The sequence below is a fragment of the Paraburkholderia jirisanensis genome, from assembly GCF_054782355.1.
Map to the genome: position 1 here is coordinate 305,058 of NZ_BAAGSQ010000026.1, position 19,312 is coordinate 324,369.

Here is a 19,312-nt window from a genome sequence, read left to right on the forward strand (position 1 = left end):
GGTACGCCTCCTTGCAAAATGCGCCATGCGGTAAGGCGCGAATACATGCCTGAGGATTGCGTCGTGCGCGAGCTACCGCCAGCGTTACCGTTTCAAAAGATCGTGCCGTAACAGTTTCTCCGTGCTTTCACGATAAAAGCGTGCATGCAGCGGTACTTTTTGCCACTCCCTATGAGGCCGATAGCATGCTTGCCTTACAAGGAAAGTAGACGTTTTATCCACAAGGTTATTCAGGAAATCTGTGGATAACCAGGGCAGTGGCCGAGTTATCCACAACCCGGTCCACCGCACTGAATTCGGCGACGTGGTTAGTGGTGGGGAGGGTGTCCAGTGACGCGTTCCCATCCGTGCCGCACCGCTGCCTTGAACCGATCCCAACTGCCTTCCGGCTCCGCGCGCTCCCAGTCGTGCCGTGCTTCGAGTTCGACGTCGTCGTCCCATGGACGATCCTGGTAGCGCGAATCGCGCCCGATCGTTGCACCGTAGCGGTAGGCCGGCACGTATTCGTCGTAGCGAGCGTCGGCGGCGCGGCCGAATTGCGCGTCGTAGTGCGTATGGAAGTCTTCTTCGTACTCGAGGAATTCGTCTGGAATCTGCTGCGCACGCGTCGCGCTCGTCGGGTTTTCATTCGCGCGCGATGTCGCGGACGGGACCGTGTCGTCGAGCAGCGGCGCGTCACGGAGCACGCGAGCTTCGTTATCGCGCGCTGCTGGTGCCGTCGAAGCAGCGGCGGAGAGATTGCCGCGCGTCGTCTCGAGGCTTCCGGTGTCCGCTGGCGGATCGGCCTGCGCGCCCATCGCACGGCGCGCGTCCAGTTCGTTCATCATGCCCGCTCCGACAGGGCTTTCTGACGATGCGGTGGCACCGACATTGGGAGCGTAGCTGGGCGATTGTTGCGACTTGCGACCGGCGTCGTCGCTCGCATATGCATTGCCGCCAGGGGTTTTGGCCGACTGACGCGTATCGTCGCCGTCCGGTGCGAAGGTTTGCGGCGGTTGATGCTCGTCAGGCATATGCGCGGCCCGCTCGGCCGCGAACGAGGAGGTACTTTCCGTATCCCGATCCGCATCGGCCGCCGGCACCCGCCGACTGGTTGACGGCGCTACTGGAGGATACGGTTCGTCTTCACGCGCAGCATATGCGCCCGTTGAACCTGGGCGGCTCATGCTTTGACGCTGCGACTGCCCCGGCCACTGTCCTTGCCCTTGAGATTGTCCGGGCCACTGTCCGCGCTGCTCCTGTGAAAATGCGGACGAATCCGCAGCACGTCCGATATCGGGCGGATCCGATTGATACTGTGCGGCGCCGCGTACCGTGGTTGACGGAAACTCCATAGATTCGTCCGGCCGTATTGCCGGTGCGGGTTGTTGATATCCGTGCGCGGTATCCATGTTGTCGCGCGCCAATGCGGCGGAAGCAGCCGAAGCGTCCCGCGCGGCCCGCAGGTAATCATCCGTTCCGCCGGTTATCGGCGCCGCCCCGCCATCCGCCACTTCAGCATCTGACTGTGCCATAGCCTGCCGCCTGGCTAGCTCGTCAGCGGGCGTATTGTGCGAGCGCTCGTGCTGGCCGACACCCGCCGCGCCGTACTCGCGGCCGCTGTCTTGTGCCTGATCCGCCAGATCCGGCCGCAGCACCGCGCCTGAGCCCGGTGCGCTACCAGCCGCGATCGCAGTGCGCGCCGGGTCGTCGTCGATCGGTGTGTCATGCGGCGGCGCATCGACGCGCTCCCAGCGACGCTCATCTTCGGCGGCGCGCAGCGGCTCGCGCAACGGCTGCGCCGCGGTCGGCACAGCTGCCGCCCCGCCGATACCAAGCTCATCGAGCATCGAATGTTCGCGCCGCGCCTGCGTGTCCGCGCCGGCAACGAGGCGGTCGTCGCGCGTGCGCTCGCTCACGTCGAGCGCACCGAGCTGGGTCAGCGTGTTATGCGCGATCTCCGCGCGCGTCGGGTTGGCAACGTCGACCGACAACAGCACGGCGCCGCTGCGAATTGCGTCGGAGTAGTGCGCGGCATCGGTTTCGCTCGGCCCCGAACTCGCGAACAGGCTCGAGAAAAACCGCTCGATATTGGCGAGTACACCGGGGGATTCGTCTGCTGCCGCATCCGAAGCTGTCTCCGGGTTGGCGCGCAGTTCGACGTCGTTGTAAGCAAAGCCGGCTTCCACTAGCGTGCGGCGCGCTCCATCCGCCTCCGCATAGGTGTTAAACAGGCCGATGACCGTGTGTCGCATGGCTGCCTCCCGATATCTGGCGGAGCCGGCGGCGCAACACGCGCTGCCTTCTGCTCGCTCATACCGGGTGGGCGCAACGATCGTGCCGGATGGATCAAGCGATTGCCCATGAAGTCGTGGATGCGGCGAAGGCACACCACGCACGCGCGGCGAGAGGGCGCCTGCGCCCATGCATCGATCCGGCCTGCGAGAAGGTGTAACAGCGGGTGTAAAAGCGGGTGTAACAGCGAGCATCCCGACATGCGCCGTCGCGAACGAAGCAGCCTCGGCGTAGCAGCGCTTTTTACAAAAGCACCGGTAACGCCGGCAAACGCACACTACGCGCTAATGCGCCAGATCCTGCTGCAAGGTCTGCAGATACTTGTCGAGCAGCGCGATATCGAACGGCTTCGGCAGCACGTGTGCATCGACGTGTCGCGCCCGCTCGAGTTCTTCCGCGTAACCGGTCACCAGCACCACCGGCAGCTTCGTTTCGAACTTCTGGATCGCTTCCGCGAGATCGATGCCGTTCAGCTTGCCGGGCATATGAATATCCGAAATCACCAGATCGAACGGAAGCGGCTCGCCGCTCCTCGCCTGTTTGGCGCGTGCGTCGTCGAGCAGGCGTAGTGCGGTGTCCGCATTGAACACGCAGGTGACTTCGTGCCCCATCATCTGCAGCAGCGCTTCGGTGCCCGCCGCGACTTCGTCGTTGTCTTCGACCAGCAGGATGCGCAAACCCTGCCGCGCACCGGCTTCGTCAGCGGTCGGCTCAACCGGTGCCTCAGTCTGCGCCGGCAACCCACTCGCACGCGGCAGATAGAGCCGCACCGAAGTGCCCGCACCGGTCGCGCTGTCGATCGCTGCCAGCCCACCGGAACGCTCGCAGAAGGCGAACACCTGCGGCAGCCCAAGCCCGGTGCCCATCCCTTTCGGCTTGGTGGTGAACAGCGGTTCGAACGCGCGTGCCAGCACCTCGGGCGGCATCCCGACGCCGGAGTCTTCCAGCGACAGCTGCACGAAGTCGCCGGTCAGCGGGAAGCCGTCCTCGTGGCGAAACGCGATGTTGCCCGCGCGGATCATGAAGCGGCCGCCATTGGGCATCGCGTCTCTCGCATTTACCGCGACGTTGATCAACGCGAGCTCCAGCTCGGCCACATCGACGCGAATCGGCCAGATATCGTTGCCGATGTTCATCACCAGCGATACCTTCGCGCCGAGCGACGCGCGTAGCAGTTCGCGGCAACCCGGCAACCAGTGCGCGATGGCGAGCGTCTCGTTGCGCAGCGGCTGTTTGCGCGCCACGCCGAGCAACTGCCGCGTCAGCGACTGGCCGCTCTTCAGCGCACGTTCGACCGCGGTCAACTCGCGGTCGAACGCGCTCGCCTTGCGACGTCGCAAAATCTGGATATTGGCCGACACGATCATCAGCAGATTGTTGAAGTCGTGCGCGACGCTGCCGACCAGGTTGCCGAGCGCTTCCATCTTGCGCGACTGGCGATACGCGGATTCGATCGAGCGGCGCATCGACGCTTCGGCCTGCCAGCGCTCCCACGCTTCTTCTTCTGCGGCGAGGCGCTTCAGCGACAGCCAGATCACGCACCACAGCACAATCGAAGGCACGAACATCGCGAGGATCAGCACACTCAGATGGCGGTACCACGCGGCCCAGATCGCCGACGTGCGGTAGCCGCACGCGACGTACACCGGGTACGAGCCGACGTGCCGGAACGCGACAATTTGCGTGTCGCCATACAGGCCGGAATGCACCCGTACCACGCCAGCCTTGCGCCCTTTGGCGAGCGCCTCCGTAAACGGCGAATGCGGCGCTTCGACGGTGGCCTTGGGACTCGGCGGATAGTGCGCGAGCACGGCGCCATCGGTGCGGGTGAGGCCCATCGTCATCGGTGCGCCGCTGCCGCCGAGCAGGTCGCGATAAAACTCGCTGAAATAGCTCGGCCGCAGCGCAACCGACACCACGCCGGCGAACAGCCCGTCGGCGCGCCGCGCGACACCGGTGTTGAACACCAGTTCGCCGGACGTGGTCGCGCCGCTCATTACTTTCGATACGTGTTCGATGACCTTGCCGTCGCGAATCCCGGTGAAGTCGTCGCGTTCGACGATCGACATCGGCGGCGCCGGATACAGCCGGCTGCTCGCCAGCAGCGTGCCGTCGCTGCTGAAAATGGACATCGACGCCACTTGCGGATAGCCGCCGCCGATTGACAGCAGCTTGTCGTGGATCGCCGCCTCGCGCGCGCGGATACCCGCGTCGTCGAGCCCTTCGACCAGATCGACGACGCGCGCATCGAGCGCCTCGTTCATGTCGAACACTTTCAGCGCGTGCTCTTCCGCGACCCGCACGGTGCGCAGCGCCATATCGGTCGCTTCGGCCTCGCGCGCGCGGAAATCGCTGATCGCCATCGCGACGACGAACATGCACGGCAGCACGATGGCCGCCACCAGCATCGCGATCAGCGTCGCGCGGCGCACCGCGAAATTGTGCTCGGGGACTGCCGGAAACACCGTTTCTTCCGGCCGGTTGCCTGCGCTGCGGTCTTCTTGAGCCGGTTGCGGCCGATCAGAGGTCATTGTGAGTGCAGCGGCGTGAGTCGAGGAAAGCAAGCATTCAAGTGTTCATCATAGCGGCAGTGCCGGGACATACCGTGCGCTGCATCCATCCGGCATGTTTTGACCGGCACAATCAGTGACAAATCCGGAAGCGCAAACGTACACAAAAGGATAATCAACGGCAATTTTTCCAACCAATGTAAAAACCATTCCTAATTTACTGATAAAACGAGTCAGTTTGCTCAATCAGACCCATATTGGCGAGTTGCCTTTTCGCCGGTTTGCTTTGAGAATTGCGCCACACAAAAACGATGCATCCGCCATGTTCGGGTGCGCTGACGCGAGGGCGCCCGGCATCGAACAAGCCACGTGGCGACTGTGCAGTTCGCGGATGTCAGCGGGGCACCACGGAACGGCTCTACCCGTCCTGTCACGCACATTTCTGCTACGGGGTGGGTTCGAAAATGCCGGTCACATTATCGTCTTTCGTCGCGTGCAGGCTATCTGGCACGTATGACGGTCCTGCACAGCGGAGCGCTGCGCTCGTCCACCTTGACCTCCGTTTTTTTGCGTTGCCTTCAACGCCGGAGCGCTTCATCTGCACGAAATCGTCCGACGGTTATTAAAGAACTGTCGCTCACCGCCGATAACACGCACGAGACAACTCCGTTTTCCGATCTGCCGCCATGCCTTTGCCCATTGTGATCGCCGACGATTCGCTGCTTGCCCGTAAGGTGCTCACAAAGGCGCTGCCGCCTGACTGGGACGTCGAGATCTGCTACGCGACCAATGGGCGCGAAGCACTCGCACTGTACCGTGCAGGCAAGGCATCGGTGATGTTCCTGGACCTGACGATGCCCGACATGACCGGCTATCAGGTACTCGAGGCCTTGCAGCATGAGGATCTGAACACGTTTGTGATAGTCGTGTCCGCGGATATCCAGCCGATGGCGCGCGAACGCGTGCGTACGCTGGGCGCGATGGCTTTTATCGCGAAACCCGTGACTTCCGAGGCGGTCCTTTCCATCCTCAAGGAGTACGGGCTGTATGCGTGACGCTCTCAACGAAGATCAGCGCGATGCGCTGCAGGAAGTCGCGAATCTCGCGATGGGCCAGGCCGCCAAGCGGCTGGCGATGCTGCTGGATGCTTTCATCGAGCTGTCGGTGCCGCGCGTACGGGTGGTAGCGGTACGCGAGACGGCGCAGGCGCTGCGCGAGATGACCGGCATCAACGACACGGTAAGCGCGGTGCGCCAGGGGTTTCGCTCGGACATCAAGGGCGAGGCGCTGGTAATTTGCAAGAGCGACTGCATCGAGCAGCTGTGCATGCTGGTGTCCGATCCGTACGCAAAGTCCGCGTACGAGGCGACCAGCGAGGAAGAGCTGATTTTCGACGTCGCCAATGTGCTGACCGGCGCATGCGTATCGTGCATTTTCGAGCAGCTCGGCCGCACGCCGGTGTTTTCGCCGCCGGGCATGCTCGGCGCGGCCATGACGCTCGACGACGTATTCCAGCCGACGGTGCTCGCATGGGAAGTCGCGCTGCTCGTCGAAGTCAATTTTTCGCTGGAAGACCAGAGTTTTCGCGCTCACCTCGTGATGCTGATGGCCGAAGACTCGATCCGGCACATTAGTCACGCGCTTGACGCGTTGTTGTCCAGTATATGAATGCACCATCGAACTCATCTTCTCTTAGCGATCTGGTAGTGGAACGCGTCGGTTTCGGCATCTTCGTGCTGGACCGGCAAATGAACGTGTTGATGTGGAACCGCTTTATGCAGGACCACAGCGGCCTCGCGGCCGAGCAGGTGGTCGGCAAGTCGATTTTCACCAGCTTTCCCGAATTGCCCCGCGTATGGCTGACGCGCAAGCTTGAAAGCGTGTTCCAGCTCGGCAGCTTTGCGTTCAGCTCGTGGGAGCAGCGCCCGTATCTGTTCAAGTTCGATCACGACCGGCCGATTACCGGCGGCGTCGATTTCATGCAGCAGGACTGCACGTTCATGCCGCTGATGCGTGAGCGCGAGGTCGAAGCCGTGTGCGTGACCGTGTCGGACGTCACGCATGTCAGCATCGTGCAGCGCGAGCGCGAGGAAGCGGTCGCGAAACTGAAGGAATACGCAGACCGCGACGGCCTCACCGGCATCGCGAACCGCCGTTATTTCGAAGCGCGCCTGCGCGACGAATACACGCGCTGGCAGCGCTACGGCGGCGATCTGTCGATCCTGCTGTTCGATCTCGATCACTTCAAGAAAATCAACGACCAGTTCGGCCATTCGGTCGGCGATTCGGTGTTGCGCGAGATGGCGCAGCGCGTGGCCGGCGTGGTGCGGGCGCAGGATACCTTCGGACGCTTCGGCGGCGAGGAATTCGCGCTGCTGCTGCCGTGCACGACGCTGGAAGATGCGATGCTGGTCGCCGAAAAGATCCGCAATACGATCGGCAATACGCCGGTCGAAGTGCAGAGCAACAGCGTGCCGGTCACGGCAAGCGTCGGTGGCGCGGCTGCCCGCACCGGCGTGCCGGCGTACGAAGCGCTGATCAACGAAGCCGACGCCGCGCTCTATGCCGCGAAGCGGCAAGGTCGCAACCGCTCGGTTGCCTTCATCTAGTTGCTCTGCCGCGCCAGTCGCGGGCCGCACGCTTTGGCCCGCCTGGAAAGCTACATGTCAGCCTGCCAGCGACGGGCCTTGAGGGCTGGTATACTTGCGCCCGTTCCGGCAACCCTGCTGGCATATATTTTTTCGCGCGTGTCCGCGCGCGCGGGCGGCTTGCCCTGCGGGTAGGCATGACTTCTTGATCGCCTTGCCACGGGCGCCTCAGCGGAGATTGTCTTGGCCGTTTCCAATCTAGTCGTGGACGATACACAAACCGACGCCGCTGCCATGTCCTCGGGCAGCTCGTTTTATCTGGCGATGCGCATTTTGCCGGCTTCGCAGCGCGATGCGATGTACCAGGTCTATGCGTTTTGCCGCGCTGTCGACGATATCGCCGACGGCAACCAGCCGCCTGCCGAACGGGCCGCCGCGCTCGAGCGCTGGCGCGCCGACATCGACGCGTGCTACGCCGGCGCGCCGCGTGCGTCGCTGCGCGAGCTGACGCGGCACATCCATACGTACCATCTGCAGCGCGAAGACTTTCACGCGATGATCGACGGTATGGCGATGGATGCCGAAGCCGACATCTGCGCACCCGATGAAGCCACGCTCGACCTGTACTGCGACCGGGTCGCGAGCGCGGCGGGCCGGCTATCGGTGAGGATATTCGGGATGGAAGAGCAGCCCGGGCGCGATCTGTCCCATCATCTGGGCCGCGCGTTGCAGCTGACCAACATCCTGCGCGACATCGACGAAGACGCGGAACTGAACCGCTGTTATCTGCCGCGCGAGTTGCTTGCGCGCGAAGGCATTGCCGTGACGAGCCCGGCGATGATCGCCGACGATCCTTCGCTGCCGCGTGTATGCGCGACGCTCGCGGAACGTGCGAAACAGCATTTCGCCGCGTCGGACGCGATCATGGACCACTGCGCCCGCGCCCAGGTTCGCGCGCCGCGCATCATGTCCGGCGTGTACCGCTGCCTGCTCGAGCGCACCGTCGATCGCGGGTTCGACATTCCGCGCACCAAGGTCCGCAAGCCGCGTGCGCGGCTCTTGTGGATTCTCGCGCGGTACGCCATTTTTTGATGCGCAAGCTTGTTCACGTGATCGGCGCAGGCCTTGCAGGTCTCGCCGCGGCGGTCCAATTGCAGCGGCGCGGCGCCCAGGTGATGCTGTACGAGGCGGCGGAGCAGGCTGGCGGGCGCTGTCGCTCGTATTACGACCGGGCGCTTGGCGCGACCGTGGACAACGGCAATCATGTGGTGGTGTCGGGCAACCATGCCACCTTGAACTACCTGCGCGCGATCGGCGCGGGTGACGAACTGGTCGGGCCGACTCAACCCGAATTCGCCTTCGCCGATCTGGCGACGCGCGCACGCTGGAGCGTGCGGCCGTCGGCAGGACGCGTGCCGTGGTGGGTCTTCGATACCGCCGCCCGTGTGCCGCATACGAAGTTCGCCGATTATCTGACGCTGGTGCCGTTGCTGTTCGCCAAACCGGGCCGAACGCTGGCGCAAACGATGCGCTGCAACGGCGTGCTGTGGGACCGGATGCTGCGCCCGCTGTTGCTGACGATGTTCAATCTCGAGCCGCGCGACGGCACGGCCGAACTGGCCGCGACGGTGCTGCGCGAGACGCTGATCGACGGCGGCGATTCGTGTCGGCCGTTGGTTGCGCGCAACGGCCTGAGCAGTGCGTTCGTCGACCCGGCACTGCGTCTGCTGCAGCATGGCGGCGCGTCGATCCGGCTCGATGCGCGCCTGAAGGAAATCGAATTCGCCGACGGCCGTGCCGCCGCGCTGCAGATCGGCGCCGAACGGATCATGCTCGAAGCGGACGAAGCCGTGCTGCTGGCAGTGCCGCCGCAGGTTGCGCAGGCACTGGTGCCGGGCTTGCCGGCGCCGCAGCGCTTCTCGTCGGTGGTCACCGCGCATTTCGCGATCGAACCGCCGGCCGGGCATCCGCCGGTGCTGGCGCTGATCAACGGCACGGCGGACTGGCTCGCGGCATCGAGTGGCCGTTTGTCCGCATCGGCTTACAATGCGGCGCGCCTCGTCGATATGCCGCACGAAACGCTCGCGCAGACGATCTGGAACGACGTCGCGCAGGCAGCCGGCCTCCCGCAAGAGGCGCTGCCGCCGTGGCAGATCGTCGTGGAAAAACGGGCGACGTTCGCCGCGCTGCCGGACGAGGAAATGAACCGTCCGGCCGCGCGCACGCGCTGGAATAATCTGATGATCGCAGGTGACTGGACGGCTACCGGTCTGCCCGCGACGATAGAAGGAGCGATCCGTTCAGGCCAGAAGGCTGCCGATCTGCTCCTGAATGAACCGATGGAACGCCGATGAACGATTTATCCCTCGCCCAGCAGCTGGGTGCAGCAGCCAACCTCGATGCCGGCATGGCGGACTTGCCGGTCCGCGCCGACACACTCGACGCCGCGGTGACGCGCGCGTCGCACGCGATTCTCGCCGACCAGCAAACCGATGGCCACTGGGTCTACGAACTCGAGGCAGACGCGACGATTCCGGCTGAATACGTGCTGCTGGTCCACTATCTGGGCGAAACGGCGAACCCCGAACTCGAGCAGAAAATCGGGCGCTACCTGCGCCGCATCCAGCTGCCGGACGGCGGCTGGCCGCTGTTCACCGACGGCGCGATGGACGTCTCCGCCACCGTCAAGGCGTACTTCGCGCTGAAGATGATCGGCGACCCGGAAGACGCGGAGCACATGCGTCGCGCTCGCGACGCGGTGCTTGCACATGGCGGCGCAGAAGCGGTCAACGTGTTCACGCGCGTGATGCTGGCGCTGTTCGGTGTGATCTCGTGGCGCGCCGTGCCGATGATGCCGGTCGAGATGATGCTGCTGCCGCAGTGGTTCCCGTTCCATCTGTCGAAGGTGTCGTACTGGGCGCGCACGGTGATCGTGCCGCTGCTCGTGCTGAACGCGAAGCAGCCGGTGGCGCGCAATCCGCGTGGCGTGCGCATCGACGAGCTGTTCGTCGCCGCGCCGGTCAACACCGGGATGCTGCCGCGCGCGGCGCATCAAAGCAAAGGCTGGTTCGGCTTTTTCCGTTGTGTCGACGTCGCGCTGCGCGCGGTCGATGGGTTGTTTCCGAAGCGCACGCGCGAACGCGCGGTTCAGGCCGCGCTGGCTTTCGTCGATGAACGCCTGAACGGCGAAGATGGCCTCGGCGCGATTTTCCCGGCGATGGCCAACTCGGTGATGATGTACGACGTGCTCGGCTATCCGGCCGACCATCCGCATCGCGCGATCGCACGCCGTTCGATCGACAAGCTGCTGGCTGTGTACGAAGACGAAGCGTACTGCCAGCCGTGCCTGTCACCGGTGTGGGATACCTCGCTGGTCGCGCATGCGCTGCTCGAAACCGGCGACCAGACCGCCGCCGCGGCCGCCGCACGCGGGCTCGACTGGCTGGTGCCGCTGCAGGTGCTGGACGTGCGCGGCGACTGGATTTCGCGCCGGCCGAACGTGCGGCCGGGCGGTTGGCCGTTCCAGTATGCGAATGCCCACTATCCCGACGTCGACGATACCGCGGTGGTCGTGATGGCCATGCATCGCGCGGCGCAGGAACAGCAGACCGACGCCTACGACGCCGCGATCGCGCGGGCGCGCGAATGGGTAATCGGCATGCAGAGCAGCGACGGCGGCTGGGGTGCGTTCGAGCCGGAAAACACCCACTATCACCTGAACAGCATCCCGTTCTCCGATCACGGCGCGCTGCTGGATCCACCGACCGCGGACGTCTCGGCGCGTTGCCTGTCGATGCTCGCGCAAATGGGCGAACTGCCGGCCAATAGCGAACCGGCGCGCCGCGCGTACGACTATCTGCTGAAAGAGCAGGAAGCCGACGGCAGCTGGTACGGCCGCTGGGGCATGAACTTCATCTACGGCACGTGGAGCGTGCTGGGCGCGTTGAACGCAGTCGGCATGCCGTTCGACGATCCGTGCATGAAGCGCGCCGCGCAATGGCTCGTGTCGATCCAGAATCCGGACGGCGGCTGGGGCGAAGACGGCACCAGCTACAAGCTCGAATACCGCGGCTACGAGCGCGCGACGAGCACCGCGTCGCAAACCGCGTGGGCCCTGCTCGGGCTGATGGCGGCGGGCCAGGTCGCCCATCCGGCGGTGGCGCGCGGTATGGAGTATCTGATGCGCGAGCAGCGAGACCACGGCCTGTGGGATGAAACGCGCTTCACCGCGACTGGTTTTCCGCGGGTTTTCTATCTGCGCTACCACGGGTATCGCAAGTTCTTCCCGCTGTGGGCACTCGCTCGTTACCGGGATCTGAAGCGCGGCGGTGATCCGCGCGTCAAGGTCGGCATGTGAGCGCGCGCGTCCCGGCTGCCGCCGCGCGTGGCCACGCGTTGCCGGTCATCGCGGTGACCGGGATGGCGTTCGAAGCGCGCATCGCGCGCGGCGACGGTGTCGAAGCGGTGTTCGCGGCACGCGCGGAGCTGCTGGTGCCTGCGCTGAAGGCGGCGGTAGCGCGCGGCTGTGCCGGCATTATCAGTTTCGGCACGGCGGGCGGGCTGGCGCCCGATCTGGAGCCCGGCGCGCTGATCGTTGCCGATGCGGTGGATGGACCGTCGGGTTCGATCATCACTGATGTCGCGTGGTCCGGGCGAATTGCCGCGGCGCTCGCGGCGACGCCGCTTGCGGCCAGATTGCGGCGCGGCCGAGAGGCTTCGGTGTCAGCGCCGCTGATCGGCGCGGCCGATAAGGCAGCGCGGCACCGAGCCACCGGCGCGCTGGCTGTCGATATGGAGTCGCATGTGGCTGGCGCTATTGCAAAGGCCAACGGCCTGCCGTTCGCGGTGTGTCGCGCGATTGTCGACCCGGCGCACCGGACGCTGCCATCTGCCGCCACGGCGGGTCTGCGCGATGATGGCAGCACCGCGATCCTGCCGATCCTGCGCGAGCTGTTGAAGGACCCGGCGCAGATCCGTCCGCTGATCCAGCTGGCCGGCGATGCCCGCGCGGCACGTCAGTCGCTGGTCGCCGCGCGCCGCGCTCTTGAGCAGGCGGGCGCGCTGCGGTTGGGATAGCGCGCGAGGTGGCGCATGGTGGTGCGCCCATAAAGCGAAAAGCCGACGGATTGCAGGAATCCGCCGGCTTTTTTGTTGCTGGGCGAAGCTCGCGGGGCACAGCCGGCCGATACCAGCCGCCCGCCGCCCGGCTTCGCACCTATTTCGGCGTCGTTGCGGGCGCTGCGCCGCCGGATGCCGGGGCGGCCGGCGCAGCCGACGAGTCGCCCGGATCGGTGTAGTCCGGCACTGCCGGACCGTTGCCGCTTGCACCACCCGCACCACCCGGCGCCGTGGCATCGCCCGGATCGGTGTACATCGGCACGCCGCCCGGCGCGCCGGGCGTGCCCGATGCCGGTTCTGCCGGCGTCGCGCCGGACTCTTCGTCGCCATAGTCGGGCAGCGCTTGCGCGGGCGCGCCGGTGCCGCGCAACAGCGCGCGGCGCTGCTGCGTATACGCGTCGCGGACAAACGAATACTTGTCGAGCGCCGCCTGCTCCAGCAGGCTTGTCGCGCCCAGCAGATCGGACCGCACGCTGACAAACTGCACGCCGTACAGCACCGTGCGCGGCTGCCATTCCATGTAGTGAATCGGATTGAAGCGGAAATCCACGGCAAAGCCGACGCTGTCGCGGAACGAGCTAGGCCCGAACAGCGGCAGCACCAGATACGGGCCGGACGGCATACCCCAGCGGCCAAGCGTCAGCCCGAAGTCCTGCCGATGCTTCGGCAAACCAGCCTGCGTCGCGATGTCGAACAGGCCGCCAACGCCGAATATCGAGTTCATCGTGAAGCGCATCAGCGTTTCCATCGCTTCGGTGATGTGCAGCTGCAACATGCTGTTGGCGAAGTTGTCGAGGTCGCCGATATTCGAGAAGAAGTTGCTGACGGCCTGCCGGACCGGTTGCGGCGTCACCTTCTGGTAGCCCTTCGCAATCGGCACGGCCACGGCCTGGTCGACCTTGTCGTTGACCGTGAAGATCACGCGGTTCATCGGCTCGAGCGGATCTCCCGCCTTGCGATCGGGGCCGGTTGCGCATCCGCTGATCAAGCCCGTGGCGACCAGCGCCAGCGCGGCGTTTCGCATCTTCATGCATCTATCCTTTGCTTTTTCTTTGTTACGGCGCGGCGCACGCGCGGTTTGCCCATCAATACCGGTTGGAATACCACAGCGCCGATTAACGTGCAGAAGAGCGAGAGCGCGAGCAGCCGTCCCATGCTCGAGGTGCCCGGATGGTGCGACAGCCACAGGCTGCCGAACGCGGTCGCGGTGGTCGCCGCGCTGAAAATCACGGCGTGGGTCAAGCTCGACTGCAACAGGCCCGTCTCGCCCCTGCGCCACGCCATCACGAAGTAGATCTTGAACGCGACACCGACGCCGAGCATCAACGGCAGCGCGATGATATTCGCAAAGTTCAATGGCATGCCGAACACCACGCACAACTCAAGCGTGACAACCGCCGACACCAGCAGCGGAATCAGCGTGCGCAGCACGTCGCTGAACCGCCGCAGCGCGATCCATAGCAGTGTGGTGATCGCGATCAGCGCCCAACCGGCCGCCTGCAGGAACGACAGGATAATCACATTGGCCGAATGCAGGATCGAGATCGGGCCGCCGATGGTGGCCGGCTCCGCGGTTTTGACCGCCTGCGCGAAGCGGCGCAGCATCACGTCGTCGCCGGGGTCGGTGCCGGGCGGCACCTTCGGCGAAATCTCGACCAGCGCGTGGCCGTCCGGCGCGACCCAGTCGCGCACGATCGCGGGCGGCAGCGTTTCAGGCGTGATCAAAGCGGGCTGCAGCAACTCGGCCAGCTGATGCAAGGCGATCCGCAACGGTTCGGAGAAGGCTTTCTCGGCGCGATCGCGCGTCGCGGCATCCGCATTCGCGAGCTTGACGAGCGAGGCGGACAGATGCGTCGCGTCAGCGGCGCCGGGGCCCGGGTGATCTTCGGCGGCAAGCGACAGCTGGTTCGCCACGCGTTTGAGCGCGGCGACGCGTAGCGGGTCGTTGACAGGCGGTGCAGGCGTTTGCGTGAGCGCCGGCAGCAGTTGCTGCGCCGCGGCCGAAATGACCTCGATCTTCTGCGGCTGGTCTGGCGGAATGAAGGTCGAGAGCGTCGTGGTGCGGCCCACTTCGGGCAGCTTCGACAGACGCGCGGCGATCTTGTCCGCATCGGCGAGACTCGGCGCGAGCGCACGCACATTGTTGACGCCGGCTTCGGGCGCATCCTTGAGCGACAGCAGCGTGGCCATCGATTCGGTATGCGGGTCTTTCAGGTGCAGCGGATTGAAGTCGAAGCGCAGGTGCGTAAGCAACGGCAACGCGCCGACGATGACGACCAGCGTGATGATCAGCACCGGCTTGCGATTGCGGTCGAGGAAATCGTCGACCGGGGCGAGTCTGTGGAAGCCCGGCGAGCCTGCTTCGCCCGGCGGGTTGAACACTTTGAGCAAGGCGGGGAACAGCGTCATGTTCGTGAAGTACGCGACGAACATGCCGACACCTGCAATTTTTCCCAGTTCCGACACGCCGCGATACGCGGTCGGCAAGAACGAAAAGAAACTCTCCGCGACGGCGACGGCAGCGAGCGTCAACGGCACGCCGATGCTGTACGCGGTATTGACGAGCGCCGCCGACAGACGATTGTCGCGATGCCGCTCCTCGCGATACTTGACGCCGTACTGCACGCCGAAATCGACGCCCAGCCCGACGAACAGCACCATGAAGGCGACTGAAATCATGTTCAGCGCGCCAACCATCATCAGGCCTAGCGCGGCCGTGATCGCCAGCCCGACGAACAGCGTGATCAGCACCGCCAGGATCATGCGCCCCGACCGCAACGCGAGCCACAGGATGAACAGCACGACTGCCAGTGTCAGGATGCCGTTGACCGCCGCGCCGTCTTTCACCGACGAGAACTCTTCATCCGCAAGCGGTTGCTGGCCGGTCAGCCGGACGCGCGCGCCGTATTGGCTTCCCAGGTCGAGCGTGGCGGCGGTCTTGCGGATTTCCTCCGACGCCCGTGCGCCCGCTTGCAGCGCCGCATAGTCGACCACCGGCTGCACCGTGACGAAGGCGCGCGCGGGCGTGGCCGCCTCGCTCTTGTTGACCAGCGCGCGCCACGAGAACGCAGCGGGCTGACCCGCGAGCACGTGGTCGACGGTGTTCGCAGCTTGCGACAACAGGTGGCTCATGTCGGCGAGCTTCACCTGGCCGATCTGCAACGGTAGCAGCAGGCTGGTGTTCAGCGTGTCGGCGAGACCAGCCAGGCTCGGATCGTGTGCCAGCGAGTTGATCAGCGGCTTGGCCTTGACCAGCTGCGACGTGGTGGACTGCACGTCGGCCAGCGACGGAAACAGCAGGCCGTTGTGTTCGAAGAACGGTCCGCCGGCCGGCTCGGTGACCGACGTGAACTCCTTCGATTCCTTTTGCAGTGCGGTAGCAAGTGTATTGGCGGCTGCTTGCGCGAACTCGGGCGCGCCCGCTTCGACCACGGCAAGGATGGTCTGCCCGCGCTGCGGGAACGCCTGATCGATCGCATTGTCGAGCGCGGACCACTTCTCGTCGTTTTCGACCAGACGGCTCACGTCCGTGTTGATCTTGAAGTGATGGGCGACGTAGTAGCCGCTCGCGACCGCGAGCGCCAGCGATACGCCGATCACCTGCAGCGGGCGGCGCACGGAAAAAATGGCGAGGCTAACGATGGATGACTTCAGCATGTAGGCGCACAGCCTTTGTCGTTAAATGGCATTTTCTTCAAGAGCGCATAAGTATACAGACGCATTGCGAGGTCCGGCGGATAGAAGGGCGGGAGCGCCTGTCAAAGCCGTTATACTGGCCTTTCGGCCGTCCCGGCGCGGCTCGCCATTTGCTACTGCCGTTTGTTGTTTGTTACATCCAGAGCCGGCGCCAATTTCTTACCGTACCCGCATATGAAACGATACCTGACCGCTTTTCTCGCAGCCGCCGCCTTCATGTCCACCGCGGCTATTGCACAAACCGCGCCTGAAGCCGTCGTCAAGGCCGCGGTTGAAGGCACGGTCAACACGATGAAGGCCGATCCGGCGGCACGCGGCGGCGACATGAAGAAGATCACCGACATTGTCGAATCCCACTTCGTGCCGGCCACCGACTTCCAGCGCACCACGCGCATCGCGGTCGGCAAGGCATGGAGCACCGCCACGCCGGATCAACAGAAACAGCTGTACGAGCAATTCCAGTTGCTGCTTGTGCGCACTTATGCTGCGTCGCTTTCGCAACTGCGCACGCAGGACGTGAAGTTCCAGTTCGTGCCGCCCAGCGTGCCGAGCGGCGCGAAGGACATCGTCGTGCAGTCGCACGTGCTGAGCAACGGCGGCGACGATTCGATCGACTACCGGCTTGAGAAAACCGCCAACGGCTGGAAGATCTACGACATCAACATGCTCGGCGCGTGGCTGATCCAGGTTTATCAGACGCAGTTTCAGGAACAGCTTTCGAAGGGCGGTGTCGACGGCCTGATCAAGTTCATCACCGCTCACAACGCGCGCAACGCCGGCTGAGCTTGCGTAGTGCGCGTGCGCAATGAGCCTGTGAAGGCTTGCGCCGATCTCGTTTCGTTTCTTCACCACCGTACGCCCGGCTGACTTGATGCCGGGCGGATGCGGCGCGAACGTAGCGAGCGCGTCTAGCGGTTGCGGCGATGTTCCACCGCGAATTTGATCAGTTCCGCCTGGCCGTCGATCTCGAGCTTGCGCTTCAGATTCAGTCGATGCGTTTCGACGGTCCGCACCGACAGGCTGTTGCGCTGCGCAATCTGCTTGCTGGACAAGCCCTCGGCAAGTGCATCCAGAATGTCGCGCTCGCGTGGCGTCAGACGTGCAAGCGGCGTTTGCGCTGCCGAGGCCTGGATCATCCGCACGCCCAAGCCCGCGCTGAAGAAAGTCTGGCCGTTGAGTACCGCGCCGATCGCGCGAACGATCTCGGTGGCGGGCGAATCCTTCAGCACGTACCCGCTTGCGCCGGCCTGCACGGCCTGCGTCACGTATTCGACGTTGTCGTACATCGACAGCATCAGCACCCGGATCTCGGGAAAATGCTCGTGAAACACGCCGGCCAGCGCAATGCCGTTCATGCCGCTCATGCCGACGTCCATCAACGCCAGGTCTGGCTGGTGCGCTCTGGCAAGAGCAATCGCCTCGTCGGCATTGCCGGCCTCGCCGACCACCGCGAAGCCAGGCGTGGCTTCGAGACGGGCGCGCAGGCCGTCGCGCACCAGCGGGTGATCGTCGACGAGAATCAGGCGAGCGGCGCTCGGCGTGGTGTCGTTCATGCACGGTCCTCGGTGGCGAGCGGTGTCTGGCCGGTGCGCAGGTGGGCCGGCACCTGAGCCCGCACGACGGTGTGTCCCGGCTGGGACGCGAGCGCGAGGGTGCCATCGAGCGCGGCGAGCCGCTCACGCATGTTGCGCAGACCGACCCCCGCGTGCGGGTCGGCCTGTATGCGTTCGACGTCGAAGCCGCGCCCGTTGTCTTCGATCGTCAGCGTGACTACGTGTGCGGACACGTCGAGCGCGAGCGCCACGCGCGACGCCTGCGCGTGCTTGACGATATTCGTCAGCGCTTCCTGCGCGATGCGGAACAGCACCGTGTTTACTGCCTCCGGCAACGCGGCGCCGCGTGCCACGTCGTTCTGCCCGAAGCGGATCGCGATACCGGACTCGCCACCGAGCTCGCTTGCGAGCTGCTCGAGCGCGGCCGCGAGCCCCAGGTCGTCGAGCATCGTCGGGCGCAACGCATGCGAGATGCGCCGCACTTCACGCAGCGTGTCGCCGAGCCGCGCGAGGCTGGTGGATAGCGCGGCCTCCGCGGCGGGCAAGCGCGTCTCGCTGCGCTCGAAGCGCGCCAGCGCGGATTCGAGCAACAGTTTGATCGACACCATCATCTGGCTGATGCCGTCGTGCAGTTCGCGCGACAGCCGCGCGCGTTCGTTTTCCTGCGACGCAACCACCTGTTGCGCGAGACGCCGCAGCTTCGCGTCGGCACTGCGGTATTCGCTGACGTTGAGCACCAGCGCGCACAACGTAATCACACACAAGCCGGCGAGCGCGATTGCGCCGATCCACGTCATCGTGCGCTCGATGTTCGCGGAGGCGCGCTCGTCGATCCGCGCGAGCGTGGTATCGACGTCGTCCAGATAGACACCGGTGCCGAGCATCCAGCCCCAGCGCTCGAGCGGCACGACATAGCCGAGTTTCGGCGCGAGCTTGCCGGTGGACGGCCGGTGCCACATGTAGCGCACGTAACCGCCGCCTCTCGCGGCCGCGGCGATCAGTTGCTGGATGGTCAGCGCGCCCGCCGGGTCGCGCAGCGTCCACAGATCGCGGCCCACGAGGTCGGGCTCGCGCGGGTGCATCAACGAGCGGCCGTGCATGTCGTACACAAAAAAGTAGCCATCCTGACCAAAATCCATTTTCTCCAGCATCGCGAGCGCGCGGCTTTTCAGCGTTGCCTCGTCTCTCCCGTTTTCACCGGCCGCAGCGTACATCGGCGCAATCGCGCTGGTGGCGAGATCGACGTAATGACGCAGTTCGATCTCCTTGCTTGCCATATAGGCGGTCTGGGTCGTGGCGTGCTGCGTACGCGCGAGTGCCGTGGCCTGCTGACGCACGCCGAATTCGATGCCTGCGATGGCGACGATGAATGGCACGATCGCGAGCAGGAATATTTTCGCTTTGAGATTCATCGGTGGAAAGTCCGCCGGATGGCCTACGTAATTGTACGTAGCGCGCTTACGTAGTTATGCGCTTGTGACGCTGATGGCGAAAGCGAATACTACACGCCCAGAGCATGGCACATATCGATCATGCATAGCGCCGTGCGGCGCATCGGCCAGTCGCCAGCGCT

Annotated in this window: 13 protein-coding genes and 1 pseudogene; 8 read left to right on the forward strand and 6 right to left on the reverse strand. The window is 64.8% G+C overall.

Annotated elements, in window-relative coordinates; all coding sequences use genetic code 11:
• Nucleotides 1-308: 308 nt before the first annotated feature.
• Nucleotides 309-596: pseudogene (locus tag ACYVNQ_RS17700) on the reverse strand (hypothetical protein); the annotation flags it as partial.
• 1,962 nt (nt 597-2,558) lie between these two features.
• On the reverse strand, nt 2,559-4,805 hold the full coding sequence (locus tag ACYVNQ_RS17705; protein WP_460903855.1) for a hybrid sensor histidine kinase/response regulator: 2,247 nt from the start codon (nt 4,803-4,805) through the stop codon (nt 2,559-2,561).
• A 665-nt stretch (nt 4,806-5,470) separates the two neighbouring features.
• Between ACYVNQ_RS17705 and ACYVNQ_RS17710 the strand changes: the two genes are divergently transcribed.
• The 7 genes from ACYVNQ_RS17710 to ACYVNQ_RS17740 all read left to right on the forward strand — a co-directional run bounded on the left by ACYVNQ_RS17710 (nt 5,471) and on the right by ACYVNQ_RS17740 (nt 12,448).
• Nucleotides 5,471-5,839: a response regulator gene (locus ACYVNQ_RS17710; RefSeq protein WP_460903856.1), complete on the forward strand. Its 369-nt coding sequence runs from the start codon at nt 5,471-5,473 to the stop codon at nt 5,837-5,839.
• Nucleotides 5,832-6,452, forward strand: a complete 621-nt coding sequence (locus ACYVNQ_RS17715; protein WP_460903857.1) for a chemotaxis protein CheC — start codon at nt 5,832-5,834, stop codon at nt 6,450-6,452. The genes ACYVNQ_RS17710 and ACYVNQ_RS17715 overlap by 8 nt, the downstream gene beginning before the upstream one ends.
• Nucleotides 6,449-7,393 (forward strand): sensor domain-containing diguanylate cyclase, encoded by a 945-nt coding sequence (locus ACYVNQ_RS17720; RefSeq protein WP_460903858.1) that lies wholly within the window; start codon nt 6,449-6,451, stop codon nt 7,391-7,393. The genes ACYVNQ_RS17715 and ACYVNQ_RS17720 overlap by 4 nt, the downstream gene beginning before the upstream one ends.
• Before the next feature lie 222 nt (nt 7,394-7,615).
• Nucleotides 7,616-8,464: a presqualene diphosphate synthase HpnD gene (gene hpnD / locus ACYVNQ_RS17725; protein WP_460903859.1), complete on the forward strand. Its 849-nt coding sequence runs from the start codon at nt 7,616-7,618 to the stop codon at nt 8,462-8,464.
• Nucleotides 8,464-9,726, forward strand: coding sequence for a hydroxysqualene dehydroxylase HpnE (hpnE, locus tag ACYVNQ_RS17730; protein WP_460903860.1), 1,263 nt, complete (start codon nt 8,464-8,466; stop codon nt 9,724-9,726). The genes hpnD and hpnE overlap by 1 nt, the downstream gene beginning before the upstream one ends.
• Nucleotides 9,723-11,729 carry a squalene--hopene cyclase gene (shc, locus tag ACYVNQ_RS17735; RefSeq protein WP_460903861.1) on the forward strand — a complete coding sequence of 669 codons (2,007 nt, stop codon included), beginning with the start codon at nt 9,723-9,725 and terminating at the stop codon, nt 11,727-11,729. Before hpnE ends, shc begins: the two co-directional genes overlap by 4 nt.
• A 62-nt stretch (nt 11,730-11,791) precedes the next feature.
• Nucleotides 11,792-12,448: a phosphorylase gene (locus ACYVNQ_RS17740; protein WP_460904950.1), complete on the forward strand. Its 657-nt coding sequence runs from the start codon at nt 11,792-11,794 to the stop codon at nt 12,446-12,448.
• Nucleotides 12,449-12,587: 139 nt separating this feature from the next.
• Here the strand turns inward: ACYVNQ_RS17740 and ACYVNQ_RS17745 are convergent, their stop codons facing one another.
• Both ACYVNQ_RS17745 and hpnN read right to left on the reverse strand, forming a co-directional pair.
• Complete coding sequence (locus ACYVNQ_RS17745; RefSeq protein WP_460903862.1) at nt 12,588-13,520, reverse strand: MlaA family lipoprotein; 933 nt, start codon at nt 13,518-13,520, stop codon at nt 12,588-12,590.
• On the reverse strand, nt 13,517-16,147 hold the full coding sequence (hpnN, locus tag ACYVNQ_RS17750; RefSeq protein ID WP_460903863.1) for a hopanoid transporter HpnN: 2,631 nt from the start codon (nt 16,145-16,147) through the stop codon (nt 13,517-13,519). Before hpnN ends, ACYVNQ_RS17745 begins: the two co-directional genes overlap by 4 nt.
• A gap of 213 nt (nt 16,148-16,360) precedes the next feature.
• Here hpnN and ACYVNQ_RS17755 point away from each other — a divergent pair, with 213 nt between their 5' ends.
• Complete coding sequence (locus ACYVNQ_RS17755) at nt 16,361-16,969, forward strand: MlaC/ttg2D family ABC transporter substrate-binding protein (protein WP_460903864.1); 609 nt, start codon at nt 16,361-16,363, stop codon at nt 16,967-16,969.
• Nucleotides 16,970-17,094: 125 nt separating this feature from the next.
• Here ACYVNQ_RS17755 and ACYVNQ_RS17760 read toward each other — a convergent pair whose 3' ends face one another.
• The gene (locus ACYVNQ_RS17760; RefSeq protein ID WP_460903865.1) at nt 17,095-17,739 is read right to left on the reverse strand and encodes a response regulator; all 645 of its coding nucleotides are present in this window, start codon (nt 17,737-17,739) and stop codon (nt 17,095-17,097) included.
• Nucleotides 17,736-19,151: a cache domain-containing protein gene (locus tag ACYVNQ_RS17765; RefSeq protein WP_460903866.1), complete on the reverse strand. Its 1,416-nt coding sequence runs from the start codon at nt 19,149-19,151 to the stop codon at nt 17,736-17,738. The genes ACYVNQ_RS17760 and ACYVNQ_RS17765 overlap by 4 nt, the downstream gene beginning before the upstream one ends.
• Between the last annotated feature and the right edge of the window lie 161 nt (nt 19,152-19,312).